Origin of the sequence: Oceanobacillus sp. HCA-5259 (assembly GCF_037892815.1) — a bacterium.
Classification (GTDB): Bacteria; Bacillota; Bacilli; order Bacillales; family Amphibacillaceae; genus Oceanobacillus; species Oceanobacillus indicireducens.
The window spans coordinates 55594-71829 of the sequence record NZ_JBBKBV010000013.1 but is presented as its reverse complement, the minus strand read 5'-3'; the positions used below and the strand labels follow the sequence as shown (position 1 = coordinate 71829).

At 38.8% G+C, this 16236-nt stretch carries 13 protein-coding genes and 3 pseudogenes; 3 read left to right on the top strand and 13 right to left on the bottom strand.

The window, feature by feature from the left end; all coding sequences use genetic code 11:
- Window positions 1-9 precede the first annotated feature (9 nt).
- The 8 genes and pseudogenes from WKU33_RS19090 to WKU33_RS09565 form a co-directional block, all read right to left on the bottom strand.
- Entirely contained in the window at window positions 10-300 is a 291-nt protein-coding gene (locus WKU33_RS19090; protein WP_445321692.1) for an FIMAH domain-containing protein, read from the bottom strand.
- A gap of 21 nt (window positions 301-321) precedes the next feature.
- Window positions 322-831 (bottom strand): annotated as a pseudogene (locus WKU33_RS19085) (CocE/NonD family hydrolase C-terminal non-catalytic domain-containing protein); the annotation flags it as partial.
- A 15-nt stretch (window positions 832-846) separates the two neighbouring features.
- Window positions 847-2046, bottom strand: coding sequence for a CocE/NonD family hydrolase (locus tag WKU33_RS09590; protein WP_445321690.1), 1200 nt, complete (start codon window positions 2044-2046; stop codon window positions 847-849).
- Between the two features lie 602 nt (window positions 2047-2648).
- Window positions 2649-3227 (bottom strand): signal peptidase I SipW, encoded by a 579-nt coding sequence (gene sipW, locus WKU33_RS09585; protein WP_445321689.1) that lies wholly within the window; start codon window positions 3225-3227, stop codon window positions 2649-2651.
- 45 nt (window positions 3228-3272) lie between these two features.
- Window positions 3273-3683, bottom strand: coding sequence for a hypothetical protein (locus WKU33_RS09580; protein ID WP_340454297.1), 411 nt, complete (start codon window positions 3681-3683; stop codon window positions 3273-3275).
- Window positions 3684-3786: 103 nt separating this feature from the next.
- Window positions 3787-5994 (bottom strand): M6 family metalloprotease domain-containing protein, encoded by a 2208-nt coding sequence (locus WKU33_RS09575; protein WP_340454295.1) that lies wholly within the window; start codon window positions 5992-5994, stop codon window positions 3787-3789.
- Between the two features lie 77 nt (window positions 5995-6071).
- Complete coding sequence (locus WKU33_RS09570; RefSeq protein ID WP_156857878.1) at window positions 6072-6659, bottom strand: CalY family protein; 588 nt, start codon at window positions 6657-6659, stop codon at window positions 6072-6074.
- A gap of 44 nt (window positions 6660-6703) precedes the next feature.
- Entirely contained in the window at window positions 6704-6826 is a 123-nt protein-coding gene (locus WKU33_RS09565; RefSeq protein ID WP_268239591.1) for a hypothetical protein, read from the bottom strand.
- Between the two features lie 905 nt (window positions 6827-7731).
- On the opposite strand from WKU33_RS09565, the gene WKU33_RS09560 reads away from it, so the two are divergent.
- From WKU33_RS09560 to WKU33_RS09550, 3 genes and pseudogenes are all read left to right on the top strand, one after another.
- A complete protein-coding gene (locus WKU33_RS09560) occupies window positions 7732-8718 on the top strand; it encodes a LacI family DNA-binding transcriptional regulator (RefSeq protein ID WP_156857877.1) in 987 nt (328 codons plus the stop codon).
- A gap of 197 nt (window positions 8719-8915) precedes the next feature.
- Window positions 8916-10196 (top strand): histidinol dehydrogenase, encoded by a 1281-nt coding sequence (hisD, locus tag WKU33_RS09555; RefSeq protein ID WP_156857876.1) that lies wholly within the window; start codon window positions 8916-8918, stop codon window positions 10194-10196.
- Between the two features lie 37 nt (window positions 10197-10233).
- Window positions 10234-11553, top strand: a pseudogene (locus WKU33_RS09550) (GntP family permease).
- A 313-nt stretch (window positions 11554-11866) separates the two neighbouring features.
- Here the strand turns inward: WKU33_RS09550 and WKU33_RS09545 are convergent.
- The 5 genes and pseudogenes from WKU33_RS09545 to WKU33_RS09525 all read right to left on the bottom strand — a co-directional run.
- Window positions 11867-12205: pseudogene (locus tag WKU33_RS09545) on the bottom strand (group II intron maturase-specific domain-containing protein); the annotation flags it as partial.
- A gap of 86 nt (window positions 12206-12291) precedes the next feature.
- The gene (ltrA, locus tag WKU33_RS09540) at window positions 12292-13158 is read right to left on the bottom strand and encodes a group II intron reverse transcriptase/maturase (protein ID WP_340454292.1); all 867 of its coding nucleotides are present in this window, start codon (window positions 13156-13158) and stop codon (window positions 12292-12294) included.
- 633 nt (window positions 13159-13791) lie between these two features.
- Window positions 13792-14763 (bottom strand): tagatose-bisphosphate aldolase, encoded by a 972-nt coding sequence (lacD, locus tag WKU33_RS09535; RefSeq protein WP_156857873.1) that lies wholly within the window; start codon window positions 14761-14763, stop codon window positions 13792-13794.
- A 14-nt stretch (window positions 14764-14777) separates the two neighbouring features.
- On the bottom strand, window positions 14778-15713 hold the full coding sequence (gene lacC, locus WKU33_RS09530) for a tagatose-6-phosphate kinase (RefSeq protein ID WP_156854513.1): 936 nt from the start codon (window positions 15711-15713) through the stop codon (window positions 14778-14780).
- Window positions 15714-15773: 60 nt separating this feature from the next.
- Window positions 15774-16013, bottom strand: coding sequence for an amidohydrolase family protein (locus tag WKU33_RS09525; protein WP_156854511.1), 240 nt, complete (start codon window positions 16011-16013; stop codon window positions 15774-15776).
- Window positions 16014-16236 lie beyond the last annotated feature (223 nt).

Here is a 16236-nt window from a genome sequence, read left to right as displayed (position 1 = left end):
AAGAGCAACCTAATAGTTCTTATCTATCAATATATCAACGTCATGCTGCAAAATATCAAAAACTTCTTTTGTCATATGATCAGAATGGTAGTTCAACAGTAATTTAAACCCAGCTAGATGTTTACTTGCCTTATTTGTTTCACCTTTTTCTTCAAAAAGTTCGACAGCTGTCAAATGTGTTTGCAATTGACGGACTGCAGTGGGATCAGTGATTGACCCTTCATCTTCATAATAGTTAATAAGATCTTTTATTTGCTTTATACTAGTTGGCTCCTCCGTAATATCACCAACGAGCGGCAATGATAAATAGCTTTGCTCTGGATATATCGATATAGTTGTTCCTGGTTGTGGTCGAATCGTATACTCATAGTCACTGGATATAAGAACTAGGCCGATTCGGTGTCCTTCTGCCACATCATAATCTGTAGGCTGCATATTCCAAGTAAATGTATATGGCTTATCCGGTGTTATGGCTACAGATTGTGAATCCGATTGTAAGTTTTGCGGATCCATCCAGCCACGTGTAATGATCCGGCTACTCTCATCCGGTCTATAATCAACGAGTAAGGCGGTAAGATTTGCTACAGGGCGATCTATGCTCGCCTTAACCGAAACAACCGGGGTACCACTAATGCGGTAAGCGTTCGTTAGTTCAGGCGTAACATATGCTTGCCTATTCTCCATGTCCTCCAATGGATTTTGCACCAATGTTTGTGCTCTAATGGACGAATCATCAATTACTTGATAAGAAGTATTTGTATCACTAACAGGACGGTGACTTAAATTCCCCGACTCCGTACTCTCAGAAGTAAGATACAATGCTGTATCTCGGACGTCCTCATGCGGCTATGCGTTTTCTGTCACCCAGCTGCGGTCTTCCTTCTGTTTATCAACCATAGGCTCGTCCATAATTCCATTTTCAATATCATAGAGCCAGTAATCGAACCATTTGTTCAGGGTTATCAGCCATTCCTCATTTCTAAAGCTATACGGGCTTGAATGTCCGTGCTGATGAATCCATAGCTTTCTTGGCACATCATGCTTTTCAAGTTCTTCCCACCACTGGGTAAATTGTTTAGTCTTTACATTCCAATCATTTAGTCCATGCACAACAAACACACTTGCTTTAATATTTTCTACTCCATTTAAATAATTTCGCTCATTCCAAAATTCGTTATAATCTCCTGTTATTCGGTCTTGTTCCTCCTCAATTTGATTCATCAGATCAAGGCAAACCTCAGGATTGTTACGAGTTAGGACCGCTCTCGCAAGTGAATCTGCATCCTCCCCTTGGTAGCCTCCTGGAGCAACAACCGCACCGTTTGAACGGTAGTAGTCATACCAACTACTAATAGCACCAATTGGAACAATCGTTTCTAATCCTTCAACCCCTGTTGTAGCTACCCCATTCGGTAAGGTCCCATTGTAGGAAACTCCTGTCATACCGACTTTCCCCGTCGACCAATCAGCAGTTATTTCTTCGCCGTCTGCATCAAAAGCTGAAGCACGTCCATTCAACCAATCGATTACCGCTCTAGTCGCTAGCACTTCCTGCATATCCCCTGATGTTGGGCAACCATTGGACATACCGCTACCAATACTTTCAGCAAGAATGACAGCATATCCTCTTGGCAAGAAATAGTCATCATAATACCCCGGCAAATCTGCGGCGTAAGGCTTACCACCAATAGGGTTAGGATTAATCGGGGTCAACTCTACATCTACATTGTGAAAATCAATTGGATTCAGACCTGCACGATAAGGACTTATTTCATAAATAACAGGAACTTTTAATCCTTCTTCCGTTTCCTTTGGTCGAATAACGTCAGCCCTAATCCGATCATTTTCTCCGTCCCCATCACTATCAACCTCTGTTTCGATAAACACTCTCTCAACAATAGCTTCTTCTTTGGAAAAAACCGGTTGAGTCATACCTTCTTCTACTACAATCATCGGGGGTTCAACAGTTGACTCCTCTGCTATATTAGCACCGAGAATCATTGGAAGAATTAAAACTAATAAAAAAAATGGTATGAGTTTTTTCATATCTTCAACTCCAATCCGATAGATATAACTCCATCCACCTAATCTAGTCTTAAATACTAACTTGCCAATCTTGGAAATGATCGTTTGAAACAGTTGAGAAAGCGCCATCATTCAATAGTGAAGAGGACTCCGTGAGATTTAACCATAATACTTAAAATGACACGTGGGACGACCAGCCAAATAACGGATAACTCTTTTTACAACAAAAAAGTCTACTCACCTCCCATTCGTTTAGTAAAGGCTCATAGATGTCAATTATTTTCCGTTCTGTAGTTTTTCTTACTCAATTCTGTCCCAACTAAAAGTCTATCCCCCTTTCAAATATATCAAGATGTATTTCCATATTGTTGGAATCTTGTATATAATCTAACATTTATTGACTCCTTTGTCGACTAATTGTTTGGATTATTCATACTAAATGAACAAAAACTACTATCTATATGCATGAGTTTACTTCCCGGATAAGGGGATGAACCTATACTAAAATTGATAAAAGAATAGCAATTAGTAAAATCCCTCAGTTAAAAGGATCGTCATCAAACACAAAAGTTTATGGACGAGCATGCAACATAAAGAAGGGCAATAGTAAGTGCACTACTCCCCTAGTCTGTTACTTTTGGATCTGTTAATGTTTCTTTTCTTGTTTTATCCAACATCCGTACAGTTTGCCAAATCGTTATAAACGCATAAAGCATCAATAACAATCCAGGAAGAATTAACAGAAGTGCTGCACCTTCTTTCGTATTCGCAAAGCTAACAACATAACCGGCATAAGGAACGGTGACTCCTGTATATTCTCCGATAATATTTTCAGCGAGGACAGGCTCACGATCGACACCATCATTGGCATCTCCTTTTGTTATATACGTTTGACCCTCACTACCGACTTCCTCTATCCGGTGGGTTACCAACACTTCTTCTTCCGTAAGAAAAGTGACAATATCGCCTTCTTGAAACCGAGTCGTATCGCCTCCAGTTTTAACAAATATGATCGATCCGGTTTTTATTCCAGGTTCCATCGACCCTGATAAAACGGAATTAATTTGATAGCCCAAAATTGTTGAATTTCCTTCCGACATCTTTGAATTTACCACTAAGACCATCGTTAAAATTAACACAGCAGTTAATAACATGGATACCATAAAATTTAAGTATTTATACCACTTTTTCCGCTTCAACATCATCACCTCAGGTATGCAGATTCGAATCTTTTTAAGCTTCCGACTTTAGTTTGATGGGTCATCATCAATTACTTCTTCATTTATTCCGTTTACATCTTTTTCTTCAATTTCCCCGTCCTCATCTAGCTCCTCTTCTTGCATCTCATTCACTGCGTTTTCCGATGTCTCCTCTTCTGCCGCTAGTTCTTCTTTTTTTTCGTTGTCTACAGCCTCCTCCTCTGTTTCTGCCATTTCATCTGTAGCCGCTTCATCATTATCATTTATATCCTCAGAATCGCTTTTCTCTTCGACTGTGATCTCAGCTGCAAATGTTGTTTCAACTGTTTGCTCTTGATAAAAATAAGCATAGGTCGGTAAGTTAATATGATAAACACATATAAATAATAGATAAGTAATAATAAAGACTTTTAACACAATGTTTATCAATTTTACATCCTTTTTAAAAATATGAAACATCTTATTCACTCACCTTCATTTGCTAACCCTTTGAAAAATGAGGCTGGGACATAACATCACGCTTCTCGATGAGCAGTTATGCCCGAGCCCGATTGGTATCTCTCTATCTTACAAGATATTCTGTATAATCTATTAACGCCTGATATGCTTTTTCTGACAGCAAACCATTATCTGCAAATTGATTCAGAAGAACAAGGAACCCTTCTGCATGTTTTGCAACTTTGTCATTTTTCCCCTCATCTTCAAATTGTTCAAGTGAAGTTAAATGTATTTTTAAAGTACGGGCTGCAGATTCATCAACATCACCGTTCTCATTAAACAGATCAAATAATTTGTGGATACTTGCAGCACTAATGTCGCTTAATAAGTAGTCAACATCGGTAACTGTTTGCTCAGAATCTGTTTCAGAAGTCGCGGTAACCGTAAGTGTTGATGGAATTTCAACCCCCTCAGGCACTTGGACGTATACTGGAAATTGAATTGTTTCACCAGCTTCGACTTCTATCACATTTTGTTCAATTTTCGTCTCCCAGCCAGCATCTGTGTCTGCTTGGATTCGGAAAAGATCGGTTGTTTCTCCAGTATTTGTCACGTTAAAGTAGTGAGTTGCAATCTTACCAGGTACAGCACGCTCCGCTTCCCCAATTTCCGCAGTCACACCGCGTTCAAAGTCGCCAGCTCCATCGAGATGACGTACCGAGACACGATAGGACATGACGCCATCTTCATCATACTTCTTATCTAAGATATAGAAATGCAGGCGGTTATGCTCATCCACGTACTCACTGTTTATCCCATCACCTGTTCCAGCCTTAAATAAAGCATCTGCTAACTGACGATAGTCTCCGAGAGAATACATAGCTTCTGTACCATCCGGTCGAATGAAGTCGACTTGCTCAATATCTTCATCATTAGCATCGATTACCCAGATGTTTGGTGCAGATTCTTCATTCTTAGTTTTGGCCATCAATACTCCTGAATCCGGTGTAAAGGAATCGTAGCCAACACGATCAACTACTTCAATCGTGTAGTTGTCATACCATTTAGCACCACGCTGCATATCTGCTCGCCAGTCGTCACGCAGAGAGTTCGGTGGCGTTAAGTCCTCCATCTCGATATTGATGCCATGGATGCCAGTCCGGCCAAATTCCTCTCCTATCGGTACAGCACGTGCAATAATGTCTGTAAAAATTGGACCAGTTTCAGCAAGCTCATCACGCTCTACGTTTAGATACTGATCTTCATCTAAAATGCCTTGTTTGATCTTATTACGCAGCATATGGTGGGAAGGTGCAGAGCCACCAAGTGTTGGCATAACCATCCAACGCGTATGTGGACCACCCGGACCATTAAAGCTTCCACGACTCATAAGCTCCCATGGACCTGAATAAGTGCGTGAAACTGGATCTCCATAAGGATTATTATAGTTATCCAGTAATTCCATGATGTGCCCGAATTCATGTGCGAACGTACCCATTCCATCATTTTCCCCTTGTACGGAAATCCCGTTCCTTATATTTGCATGGGACCAGATGGACTTTGCCGCAAACCATGAAGTCCAAGGTACATAACGGGTATAAGCCCAATTTTGCGAAATTTCCAGGTCAGCAGGAGGACCAAATTCGCCAGTAACAGCATCTCTGTCCATGAACATCATTTCTCCGAATTCCTGCCATACACCGGATTGATCGTAGGCTGCGTGAAGAATAAATATAAAATCATATTCTTCACCTGATGCATCAAGGTCTGCCTGAGCAAGATCTAATGCATCACGCTGTATATTTCGCGACTGATACCCTGGTGGCATTGAGTTTCCATAGGATAAACCATATTGAAACTCCCGCCCGTCCACACGATAAGGTCCAAAAGCATCTAGATCAACCCCCCATTTACCATAAGAGTTTTCTTTCCAATACTCATCAATGGTCCGATAATTATTTAACGGCTGTGGAGTGTTTAAGAAATCCTCATAAAATTGACCTAACTCTTCTCGAGGAATGTCTCCAATTCCGATTGGATTTCCAGCAAGATCCGAACCTTCTGGTAAACTCGCAACAAAATCTTGGTCAGCAAAATCTACAAGTACTAAGGCTCCCTTTATTAAACGCTCCGGTTCCCCTGATGCTTCATTCCAGTTAATACCAGGAACTGACTTGTAGTCATCCCATACCATATCTTCTGGTAAAGTCCATGAATTGGTATCTACTGGATCGGGAAATGAATCCAGTCCAGAGGGTGCAGCTAACACGTTTGGCGTGTTTAACAAAAGCAAGGCAGCGGTCACAATGAATGACTTTTTGACTAATTTCAACTTGCTCTCCCCAATCTTTAACAAAATAAAATTAACAAGACATTTTCAGCAAACAATACATTTCATAGATTGCTAGATTATTTTTGGCTTCCTGGGTTTTGAGTCGCAACGAACGTCCATTTTAAATCTAAGGAATCACCCTGGAACTGGTTTTGGTCTCCACCATTATCAACAAAATTAAATTTAACTACGAAATCATCCAATGAATTAACTGGCAATCCTTTTTCACCGAGAGCTGGATAAAAAATATGTTGGTTGATAGCATCTGGTGTCATTTCTTTTAATTCTGCTAAAGTAGTTCGATAAATAACCTCATCCAATTTATCCACATTGTATAAAAATTCAACTTCGATATGGTTTGCAAAATCCTCGGTATTGTTATTATGTGCGTCATGCACCGTATAGTCCGTTTCCAGTGTAACCTTTTCAATATCTAGACTACCGTTGTTTACTAGTTCAAAACTGCGAATTATTGAATCACCAGGTGCTAAGTTTTCAACCTCAACAATTGTTGATGGATTTACTGATAGATCCAATGTACCCGCGGCAAATGTATTGTTTGTTACTTCCGTTGAACTGAAATAAGCAAAAGTCCCTCCAGCAATGAGTGTAATCCCCAATACAGCGGACATCGCCGCCATCCCTAACTTTTTCTTGATATCCATTTGTACTCCTCCTAAAATTTTCTATCATTTCCCCATCTATTATGTTAAGTAGCTCTTGCTGCAGTACCATACGTCTCTTCAGCAACAGAAAAAGCTATTGCTTTCCAAATATCACTAATAAACGATAAAAGCGGCCAAATGACAAGATGACGTATGTATTTTGACACAAAAAAAACACTATTCACCCCCAATCTTCTCGTTTTAGGTTCATAGATGTATTTTTATAACATTTGCTGAATAAAATTATAGCAGATTTTACAGAATAGTATACAGTTTTCGAAAAATTGATTCTAATTTACTAGTTTCGACAACTAGCATAAGGAATAAAGAAGGTTTTCCATATAGTTATTAGTGCCTGGTCATTTTTATTAACTTTTGTCAAATTTTATCAAAAGCTAGATACTTGTCCTTGTCTACTTTCGCCCGACTTGATAGACTTTATCCACAGTTTCTACAGCCAAGCCTGTAGCTGTAAAGGAATCTCACCAGTTATTGGACATGCCGGGCACGCAAGAAAAAAGCTTTCTTTTTAAAACTTGAGAAAACTTTTTTCTCCTAAATTGCGAAATTAAATGCAACAAATAAACAAAAATGGAAATAAAGGGGCTCCTCGGAAAGAGTATGGATAACACCCAGAATTCATCGAGTCAAGGGGATAATTTTGACATTGGAAAATTGACGTTCACCCCGCCTCTATATCTTGGTAGCGCAACTCAAATGAATGTCTCAATGGACTAACTCCAAAGTAAAACTCTTATAAAACTGTATAAATTCACCAAAATCTTGTGCACTGCTATGCGTAAAAAAATGTATACACATCACTATCCAGTGCATCTAAAATCCTACTTAGCAGTGAATCTTCTTTTTAGAGATAACTTTTATCATAGTCAATCCTCAAATCTTCTTTCCAAACCTTTTAATATCTGTATCAATCTTTTCTCTAACTTTAATGTTATCCATTAGCTTTCCTCCCGAATAATAATTGGCTTGTTACATAACTTTGTCTCCCCTCTCGTCTCACTTGTGCTAATATAATAATTACCTATTATATTATTGAAATGGAGCATTTTTTATGGAAAAGAAGGTTGTTTCGGCTTGGGATGTGGCGCATCTCGCAAATGTTTCACAATCTACAGTTTCACGTGTTTTCACTCCTGGTGCCAGTGTTGCTGAAAAAACTAGAAAACGAGTATTAAAAGCAGCGAATGAATTAAATTATCGTCCAAATGCACTGGCTAGAGGCTTGACTAAACAAAAGACAAATATGGTTGGATTAGCAATGAAGGATATTCAAAACCCCTTCTATCATGAAGTATTAGGTATGTTTTCTCAAAAATTACGAGCGAAAGGTTATAATATCTTATTTTTATATACAGAGAATGAGGAAATTCAGCAAGAAGAGCTTAATTATTTCCTGGAATACAATGTGGAAGGAATCATTGTTACAGATGCTGTGATCTCCTCGAAGCTCGTTTCTAAAATTCATCATAGTAACATTCCAATTACTCTATTTAACCGATATGATAAAAATATACCTTGTAATTCTGTTTCTTGCGACAATATCACTGCTTCAAAGGAAATCGCCTCCTATCTTTACAACAAAGGAATACGAGATATTGTTTATATTACTGGAAAGAAGAATACTTCCACTAACCAGGAGAGACAAAAAGGCTTTACCGATTTCTTCCGAGCTAAAAATATTGATATAACAATTCTAGAAGGTAATTATACTTATGAAGAGGCCTTCCACCAAACAAAGAAATTGATTGCGAACGGTCATTGTCCTGAAGCCATTTTCGGTGCAAATGATATAACAGCCATCGGTGCACTGGATGCTTTAAAAGAAAATAATATTTCTGTTCCTGACGAAACCATTGTAATTGGATTTGATAATATAAAAATGGCTGCCTGGCCTTCATATATGCTTTCTACCTGGGTACAACCAATTGAAGAAATGGTCAACGAAACAATTAATTTGCTTATAAACAGCAACCAAAATGATAAGGTGCAAACCTTAAAACTAAAAGGAAGTTTCGTCCATCGTAAAACAACTAATTAAAATAAAATGTTTAATTCACCTTGACAGATGAAACCGTTTTCTAGTAATATCTTTTTAAGACTATTTCTTAATAGTCTTTTATTTTTTAGTAAGTTTGCATACGTATGCAAATTGCTAGCTACATAAGTTGGGGGAGCTAAGTATGATTAGATTCATCTTTGCATACGTATTCAAAAAATAAATGGGAGAGAATTTAAGTGGCAATTTATTTAAAAGAAGGTAGAGTAAAAGAGGATATTCAGAAAGATGATGCTAAGGTTTCCGAGATTGTTCGGTCTACAATTCAAATGATTGAGGAAGATGGCGATAAAGCAATTCGTAGTCTCTCCGAAAAGTTCGATAACTGGAGTCCAGAAAGCTTTCGTCTCTCAGATGAACAAATTAAAAAAATATGTGCTTCTATCCCTGAACAAACCGCAAAGGATATAGAATTTGCACAAAATAATATTCGCCAGTTTGCTGAAATCCAAAGAGCATCGATGAAAGACGTTGAAGAAGAAACCATGCCTGGTGTTATTCTCGGGCATAAAAATATTCCTGTAAACAGTGTAGGCTGTTATGTTCCGGGTGGTCGTTATCCAATGGTTGCATCTGCACATATGAGTGTTTTAACAGCTAAAGTTGCTGGTGTAAAACGTGTCATCGCGTGTACACCACCAATCAATGGAGAAATACCCGCTGCAACAGTATATGCAATGCATCAAGCTGGAGCAGATGAAATTTACATTCTTGGCGGGATCCAAGCAATGGCTGGGATGGCAATTGGTACAGAAACAATTGATGCTGTAGATATGATTGTTGGACCAGGAAACGCATTTGTTGCAGAAACGAAACGTCAGCTATTTGGCCGCGTCGGTATCGACTTATTCGCAGGTCCAACGGAAACATTGGTTGTTGCAGATGAAACAAGTGATCCAGAAATGATTGCGACGGATATCCTTGGTCAAGGCGAGCATGGACCAACTTCACCAGGAGCATTAATTACCACTTCTCGTGAAATTGCTGAAGAAACAGTTAAAGAAATTGAACGTCAATTGAAGGTATTACCCACGGCTGATGTGGCCAGTGCTTCCTGGGAAGATTACGGTCAAATCATTCTTGTTAAAGATGAGAAAGAAGCACTTAAAGAAGCCGATCGCCTCGCATTTGAACACGTGGAGATTTTAACCAAAAATCCTGATTACTTCCTAGAGAACATGACGAACTATGGCTGCTTATTCTTGGGTCCAGAAACAAACGTTGCGTATGGTGATAAAGTGATTGGGACAAACCACACTTTGCCGACAAAAGGAGCCGCAAGATATACTGGCGGTCTGTGGGTAGGTAAATTCCTTAAAACCGTTACATACCAAAAAGTTACATCAGAGGAACAAAGCGCAAATATCGGTGAGTATGCTGCACGACTTTGCCAACTAGAAAACTTTGCTGGTCACGCGGAACAGGCATTACTGCGTGTTCGCAAATACGGGAAAAAATGATGTTTATTTTAATTCTCGATGTAGGTAGGTGGCATATATGATTAGCATGGTCGGGTTAATTGGTGGTTTAATTCTATTAACTGTTTTAGTAATGAGAGGAATGAACCTCCTTGTTGTGGCTCCACTTTCTGCAGTTTTTGTTGCGTTACTTAACGGTTTACCATTATTCCCTCAATTAGCTGGAGAAGGTCAGATGGACTTTGTTACAAGCTATATGGATGGTTTCGCAGGCTTCATTACATCATGGTACCTTATGTTTTTAGCAGGTGCAATTTTTGGTAAAGTAATGGAAGATAGCGGTGCCGCAGATAGTGTTTCAAACTGGATCATTTCTAAAATAGGTATGAAAAATGCTGTACTTGCTGTTGTCCTTGCCTGTGCAGTTTTAACATATGGCGGAGTTAGTCTTTTTGTTGTTGCCTTTGCAGTATATCCTATGGCTGTTAGCTTATTTAAGGAAGCAAATTTACCGAGAAGATTTATTCCTGCAGCACTCGCTTTTGGCTCAACAACATTTACTATGACATCTGCTGGGTCACCAGAAATTCAAAACTGGATTCCCATCCCTTATCTAGGCACAAATCCATATGCTGGATGGGAAGTCAGTTTAGTCGTTGCTATTTTCATTTTTATCTTTGGATACTGGTGGTTAATGAAAATCATTCGCAGGGCAGTTAAAAACGGAGAATACTTTATTGAAAGAGAATCAGATAATAAAGAGGTAAGAACAAGTATACCTCATCCTTTCATAAGTTTAATTCCTTTATTATCTGTTCTAATTGTATCCTTTATTTTTCATGATTCTCTGCAGCAATCTGCGCTGATCTTAGCTTTGCTCAGCGGGATCATTACAACATGGTTATTCAATAGAAAATACTTCAGAGATTTTTGGAAAGCAGTTGGGGAAGGCACTACAGGTGCCTTAGTCGCAATTGGGAATACAGCTGCTGTTGTTGGGTTCGGTGGAGTTGCCAAGGTTACACCAGCATTTGAAACTGCTGTTGATTATATGACGAGCATTCCAGGTAATCCATTAATTGGCGGGGCTATTGCAGTTATTGTAATTGCTGGTTTAACAGGTTCTTCATCTGGCGGCTAAACAATTGCATTACCTATTTTAGGCCCACACTATTTGGATATGGGTGTGAGTGCTGAAGCACTACACAGAACCGTTTCACTTTCCTCAGGAACATTAGATTCCTTACCGCATGGCGGGTACACGGTAACTACAATCCGAGCCATTTCCGGTGAGACGCATAAGAGTGCATACCCAGCGTTCTTCTGTGTAGTCGTTCTCGTACCACTAATTGCAGTCATTCTTGCGATAGCGTTATTCTCATTAGGATTTGGAATTTAATTTTAAATGACTTCTTGAACCGTTCCTCGTGTCCCAAACCAAAAAGACCCCATCTTATTGAAGCATCTTTAATGGTTTAGGAAATTCAAGGGGCGATCTTACTGTCTTACTAGTCGTGGAACAAGGTTCCATTTCGTAGTTACTCTTATATAAAGAATTTATAGAAAAAGGCTGCAAGTGAAGAGTCTAAGAAGTAAATTACAAGCTGGTGGAATTGTACTAATCCCACCTTCATAAATCGAGTAGATGACTAGCCATTAATTGGCTAGTCGACCTCTCACACCACCGTACGTACGGTTCCGTATACGGCGGTTCAACCTTTTAAGTATCGTAGCTCATAAAGTGTGGACAAATCTTTTAGTCCCCACTTTGTGAGTTTTTTTTCTGTTATGGCACGGTGAATGATGCCATTCTTGGATGCACGCCAGTATCCTTTGCGAGTATTGGCTAATCTCATTGCATTTTCATGGCTGATTCCGTATTTACGAAGCATCTTATACCTCGTTCTTACGCGTTTCCATCGTTTCCATATTAGTTGTCTTAATCGGTGATGTAGCCATTGTTGGATTTCTTTTATGAATGTCTTCATATTTGAAATGCCGTAGTAGTTAATCCATCCTACGGTCGTTTGATTTATCTTTGTAATTATTTCATGGAATGTTCCCGGTTGTTTCCGACTGGTTAATTTCTTTAGCTTCTCTTTGAATTTTCGTTTTGCCGACCTGCTAGGTCGGCAATTTACTTTCCCATTAGGTTCTGTATGTTAAATCCAAGGAATGTAGCTGTTGTCGCACCACTTACCTTACTTTTCTTTTGATTAATGGTAAGTCCCAAATCTTTTTCTACAAACTCGGTTATACTCTCCATCACTCTTTCACCAGCACGCCTGCTTTTAACGTAAATGACGAAATCATCTGCGAATCTAACGAAGCGATGTCCTCGTCTTTCCAATTCTCTGTCCAACATATTTAAATAGACGTTAGCTAAAATTGGAGATAGTGGGCCACCTTGCGGGGCGCCTTCCGTGGTTTCAATATAGATATCCTTATCCAGGATACCTGAACGTAAGAAGCTCCATACTAATTTCAGTACAATTTTATCTTTGATAAAATATTCAAGGTATGCTCTTATGCGTTGGTGGTGTATTGTGTCAAAGTAACTTTTCAAATCACAATCAACAACGACTTTGTAACCTTCTTGATAATATTCCTTGGCTCTTTCTATTGCTTGGTGCTGATTTCTTCCTTTACGGAATCCAAAGCTATTTTCCGAGAATTGAGGGTCGATGATTGGGTCAATAACTTGAAGGATTGCTTGTTGAACAACGCGATCCAAAACACTAGGAATTCCTAGAAATCTTTTTGAACCATCAGCTTTTGGAATGGCTACCCTCTTTACTGGTTGAGGTTGATATGTACCATCTTTCAGCTTTTGTTTCAGTGGTTCATAGTATTTAAGCATGTGGCTTTCAAGTTCATTTACCGTAATCCCATCTACTCCCGGTGCACCTTTATTGGCATACACTCTCTTATATGCCCTCCAAAGATTATCGTCCGAAGTTACTTTTCCAATTAAGTTGATACCATCTTGTTTCTCCATATCCATGCGACATCCCTACACTCTCCCATTTACCCTTCCGTTTCCAACGTATCTCTCCATGGGTAGTCATCTCTCTGGCAAGTGCCACGATGATTTTCTGTGTTTAGGCGGGCGATGTCTGCACCTCCTTGTTTTCCAAGATTTAAGATTGTTTCACCCTTCGTTTCCTGTTGGAAACTACTATGGATCCTGCTGACTTCTCACGATAAATCTTTTTCAACCAGGCAGCTATTTGCCTGTCCGTGAGACCTCCCCGGGTAAGAGCTATAACCTTCCTCCCATGTAACTGCTGTATTTACTGTATGGAATTCGTGCAGTATTGGATTTCGTTTTGTTTCGCAAACTTATCCATTCCAATTCAGCCTTGTATACAGTTTCTGTTCGTCAGTTCGGGATTTTGCGTCCGGCTTCCTTTAGATTCCTCCTCACAGAGGACACACTTGCCATTCGCTAACAGTTCCTACTGCCAAGCCTGTAGTGGACTTTCACCACCAAGTTATAGCCCATGCCGGGCGCACGAAAAAACGGAGGATTGCATCTGCAATCCTCTGTTTTAGAATAAAGTGTTTTCCCAACAAGACTTTTTATTCGTTATTATCGTCTTTTATTGGGCTCATCAAAAGTCCTACTACGTTTCCTCTACCACCAAGGAGTAGCCGTTTTATCAATAACTTCGTTTAATTCCTCAATATTTTTTCTTCCTTGTGATTGTAACCAATCTATGGCTTTCTCACTACCATGTTCCGAAAATACGTTTACACTATCTTTCCATGTTGCTCGTCCACATAATACGCCATTAAATTTAGAACCAGCCTCTTTTGCAAATATTAGTGTTTCTTGAAAAAGTTCGGCAGATACTCCTGCACTTAGGTAAATAAATGGAATATCACTTATTTCACTTTGCTGTTTAAAGTAATCGCTAGCCTCTTCCTTCGTATATACTACTGTTCCATCCGTATACCCTTCAACAAATGCCATATTTACTGGGACTTCGACTTTTAGCACATCCACATTAAAGCGATCATCCGAAAACACCTTCATCGCCTCATTTACTTTTCGTGGTTTTACTTTTGCATAAGCCTCACCTTTAACATCGCTAACTTCAGCATCGTAAGATAAGATTTCCAGGAAAAATGGTATTTCTTCAGCAACACATTCTGAACCAATTCTTTCAACAAATGCATGTTTCTGCTCATTAATCTCTGAAGATTCATCAACATCATAGTAAAGTAGAAACTTAACAGCGTCTGCACCTTTTTCCTTTAGACGTTTTACTGACCATAGAGGTAATAAATCGGGTAAACGTCCACGTTCTGTTGCATCATATCCGGTTTCTTCATAAGCAACTAAAAGACCCGTATCCTCATCGCGCACTGCAGCGGCGTCCCAACCATACTCTGGATCTAGTAAAATAGAAGAAGAATATGGAGTTAACTCTTTTGAGATATGAACTTTAAACGCTGTAAGTGCTTCTTCTACATTTTCTATATCAGAATTAGCCATCATTTTTTTCAATGAACCTCTTTGATCAATTGCAAGTGCACTAATAACTCCATTAGAATTTGATAGTTTCTTAAGCAGTTCTGTTTTCCTTGCCGTTAGTTTTGTCATGTTTAAAAACTCCTTTAATGTTTAGTCATCGTAATCATGCTATAATATTGATCAAAATTAGAAGCTTGAACATAACCAGTTTGTTTTTCCATTGCATTTAATACCCCTGCAGCCATACCACTTTTTACAATACTTTCAATAGAATGTTTCTCACTTAAGGCTTTGGCCATTCCGGCTACTGTTGCATCACCAGAACCAACTGGATTAACTGCTTTAACCACTGGGATAGAAACTGTATAATAGTCTCCTTGATGCTTCACAAATGCCCCGTCTTTTCCTAATGTAACTACAATCGTTTCTATATCATGGAATAAAGGATTCGCTAATGCCTTTTTTAATACATCTACATCTGTAGTTACTGATTCTGCTAATAATTGTTTGAGTTCTGATAGATTTGGCTTGATTATTGTAGGTCGCGCTGAATTGCTCAATACAGCATGTAAAGCCTGACCACTTGTATCTAAAACAACAGGAATGCCAAATCGATTTGCACGGGCAATGAGTCCCGCATAATAGTCCGTACTTATTCCCTTTGGCAAACTTCCCGATATTGTTACTACATTAGTACCTAGTTCTAACAACCGTGAAAAATGAGTCTCAAAGCCTTCCGCTATTTCAGTAGTAAGAGTTGGACCTGGCTCCAAGACTTCAGTTTGATTCCCATCATGTAAAATTGCTATACAATTACGAGATTCTTGATCAATTTTATAAAAGTTATGTTTTATAGAATGTTGATTTAGCTGATTTTCAATAAACTGACCAATGGTTCCTCCTAATATCCCAGTTGCCTGTACTTCGGCTCCTAAAAGATGGGAAACCCGAGTGACGTTTAATCCTTTGCCTCCAGCTGTCTTCCGAACTTCATTTGTTCGATTGGATTCATCCAATTTAAAGCTTGGTATTTCATATGAAATATCCACCGATGGGTTTAAAGTTACACTTAATATCATCTATTATTCTCCTCTTTTAAAGCGATGAATCAATCTTCTTTTTGATATTTAATTACACCATTAACTTGCAGTAGCTGTTACATCCAAATTACTGTCTAACACGACATAATCTGCCAGTTTATTAGTTTCAATGCTACCAAGTTTATCTGCTTTTCCAAGGCTCTCAGCAGGTGATAAAGAAGCACGGTGCCATACTTTATAAAGTGGATCATCCGACCAACCCATTAAATTCTTAACACCATTAATTAATTGTAAGGTATTAGAACCGGTCTCCGTTCTGGCCATGCCATCCTTCACCACTACAGGAAACTCCCCTAAATTGTCTCGGGAATCTGGTATCAAAATTATATAAAATAGAATCAAAAAATTTTAGCCTAATTTGGTCAATCACTAGAAAAAAGATATACTGTTCATATAACCCAATTAGTCATTTTTGATTCTGCATTCAGTTTTTTCACAAACCTTTAGGATATCAACAAATTGCTAGTTTTCGATTATTTTAAACATCAACAAATTGCTATAA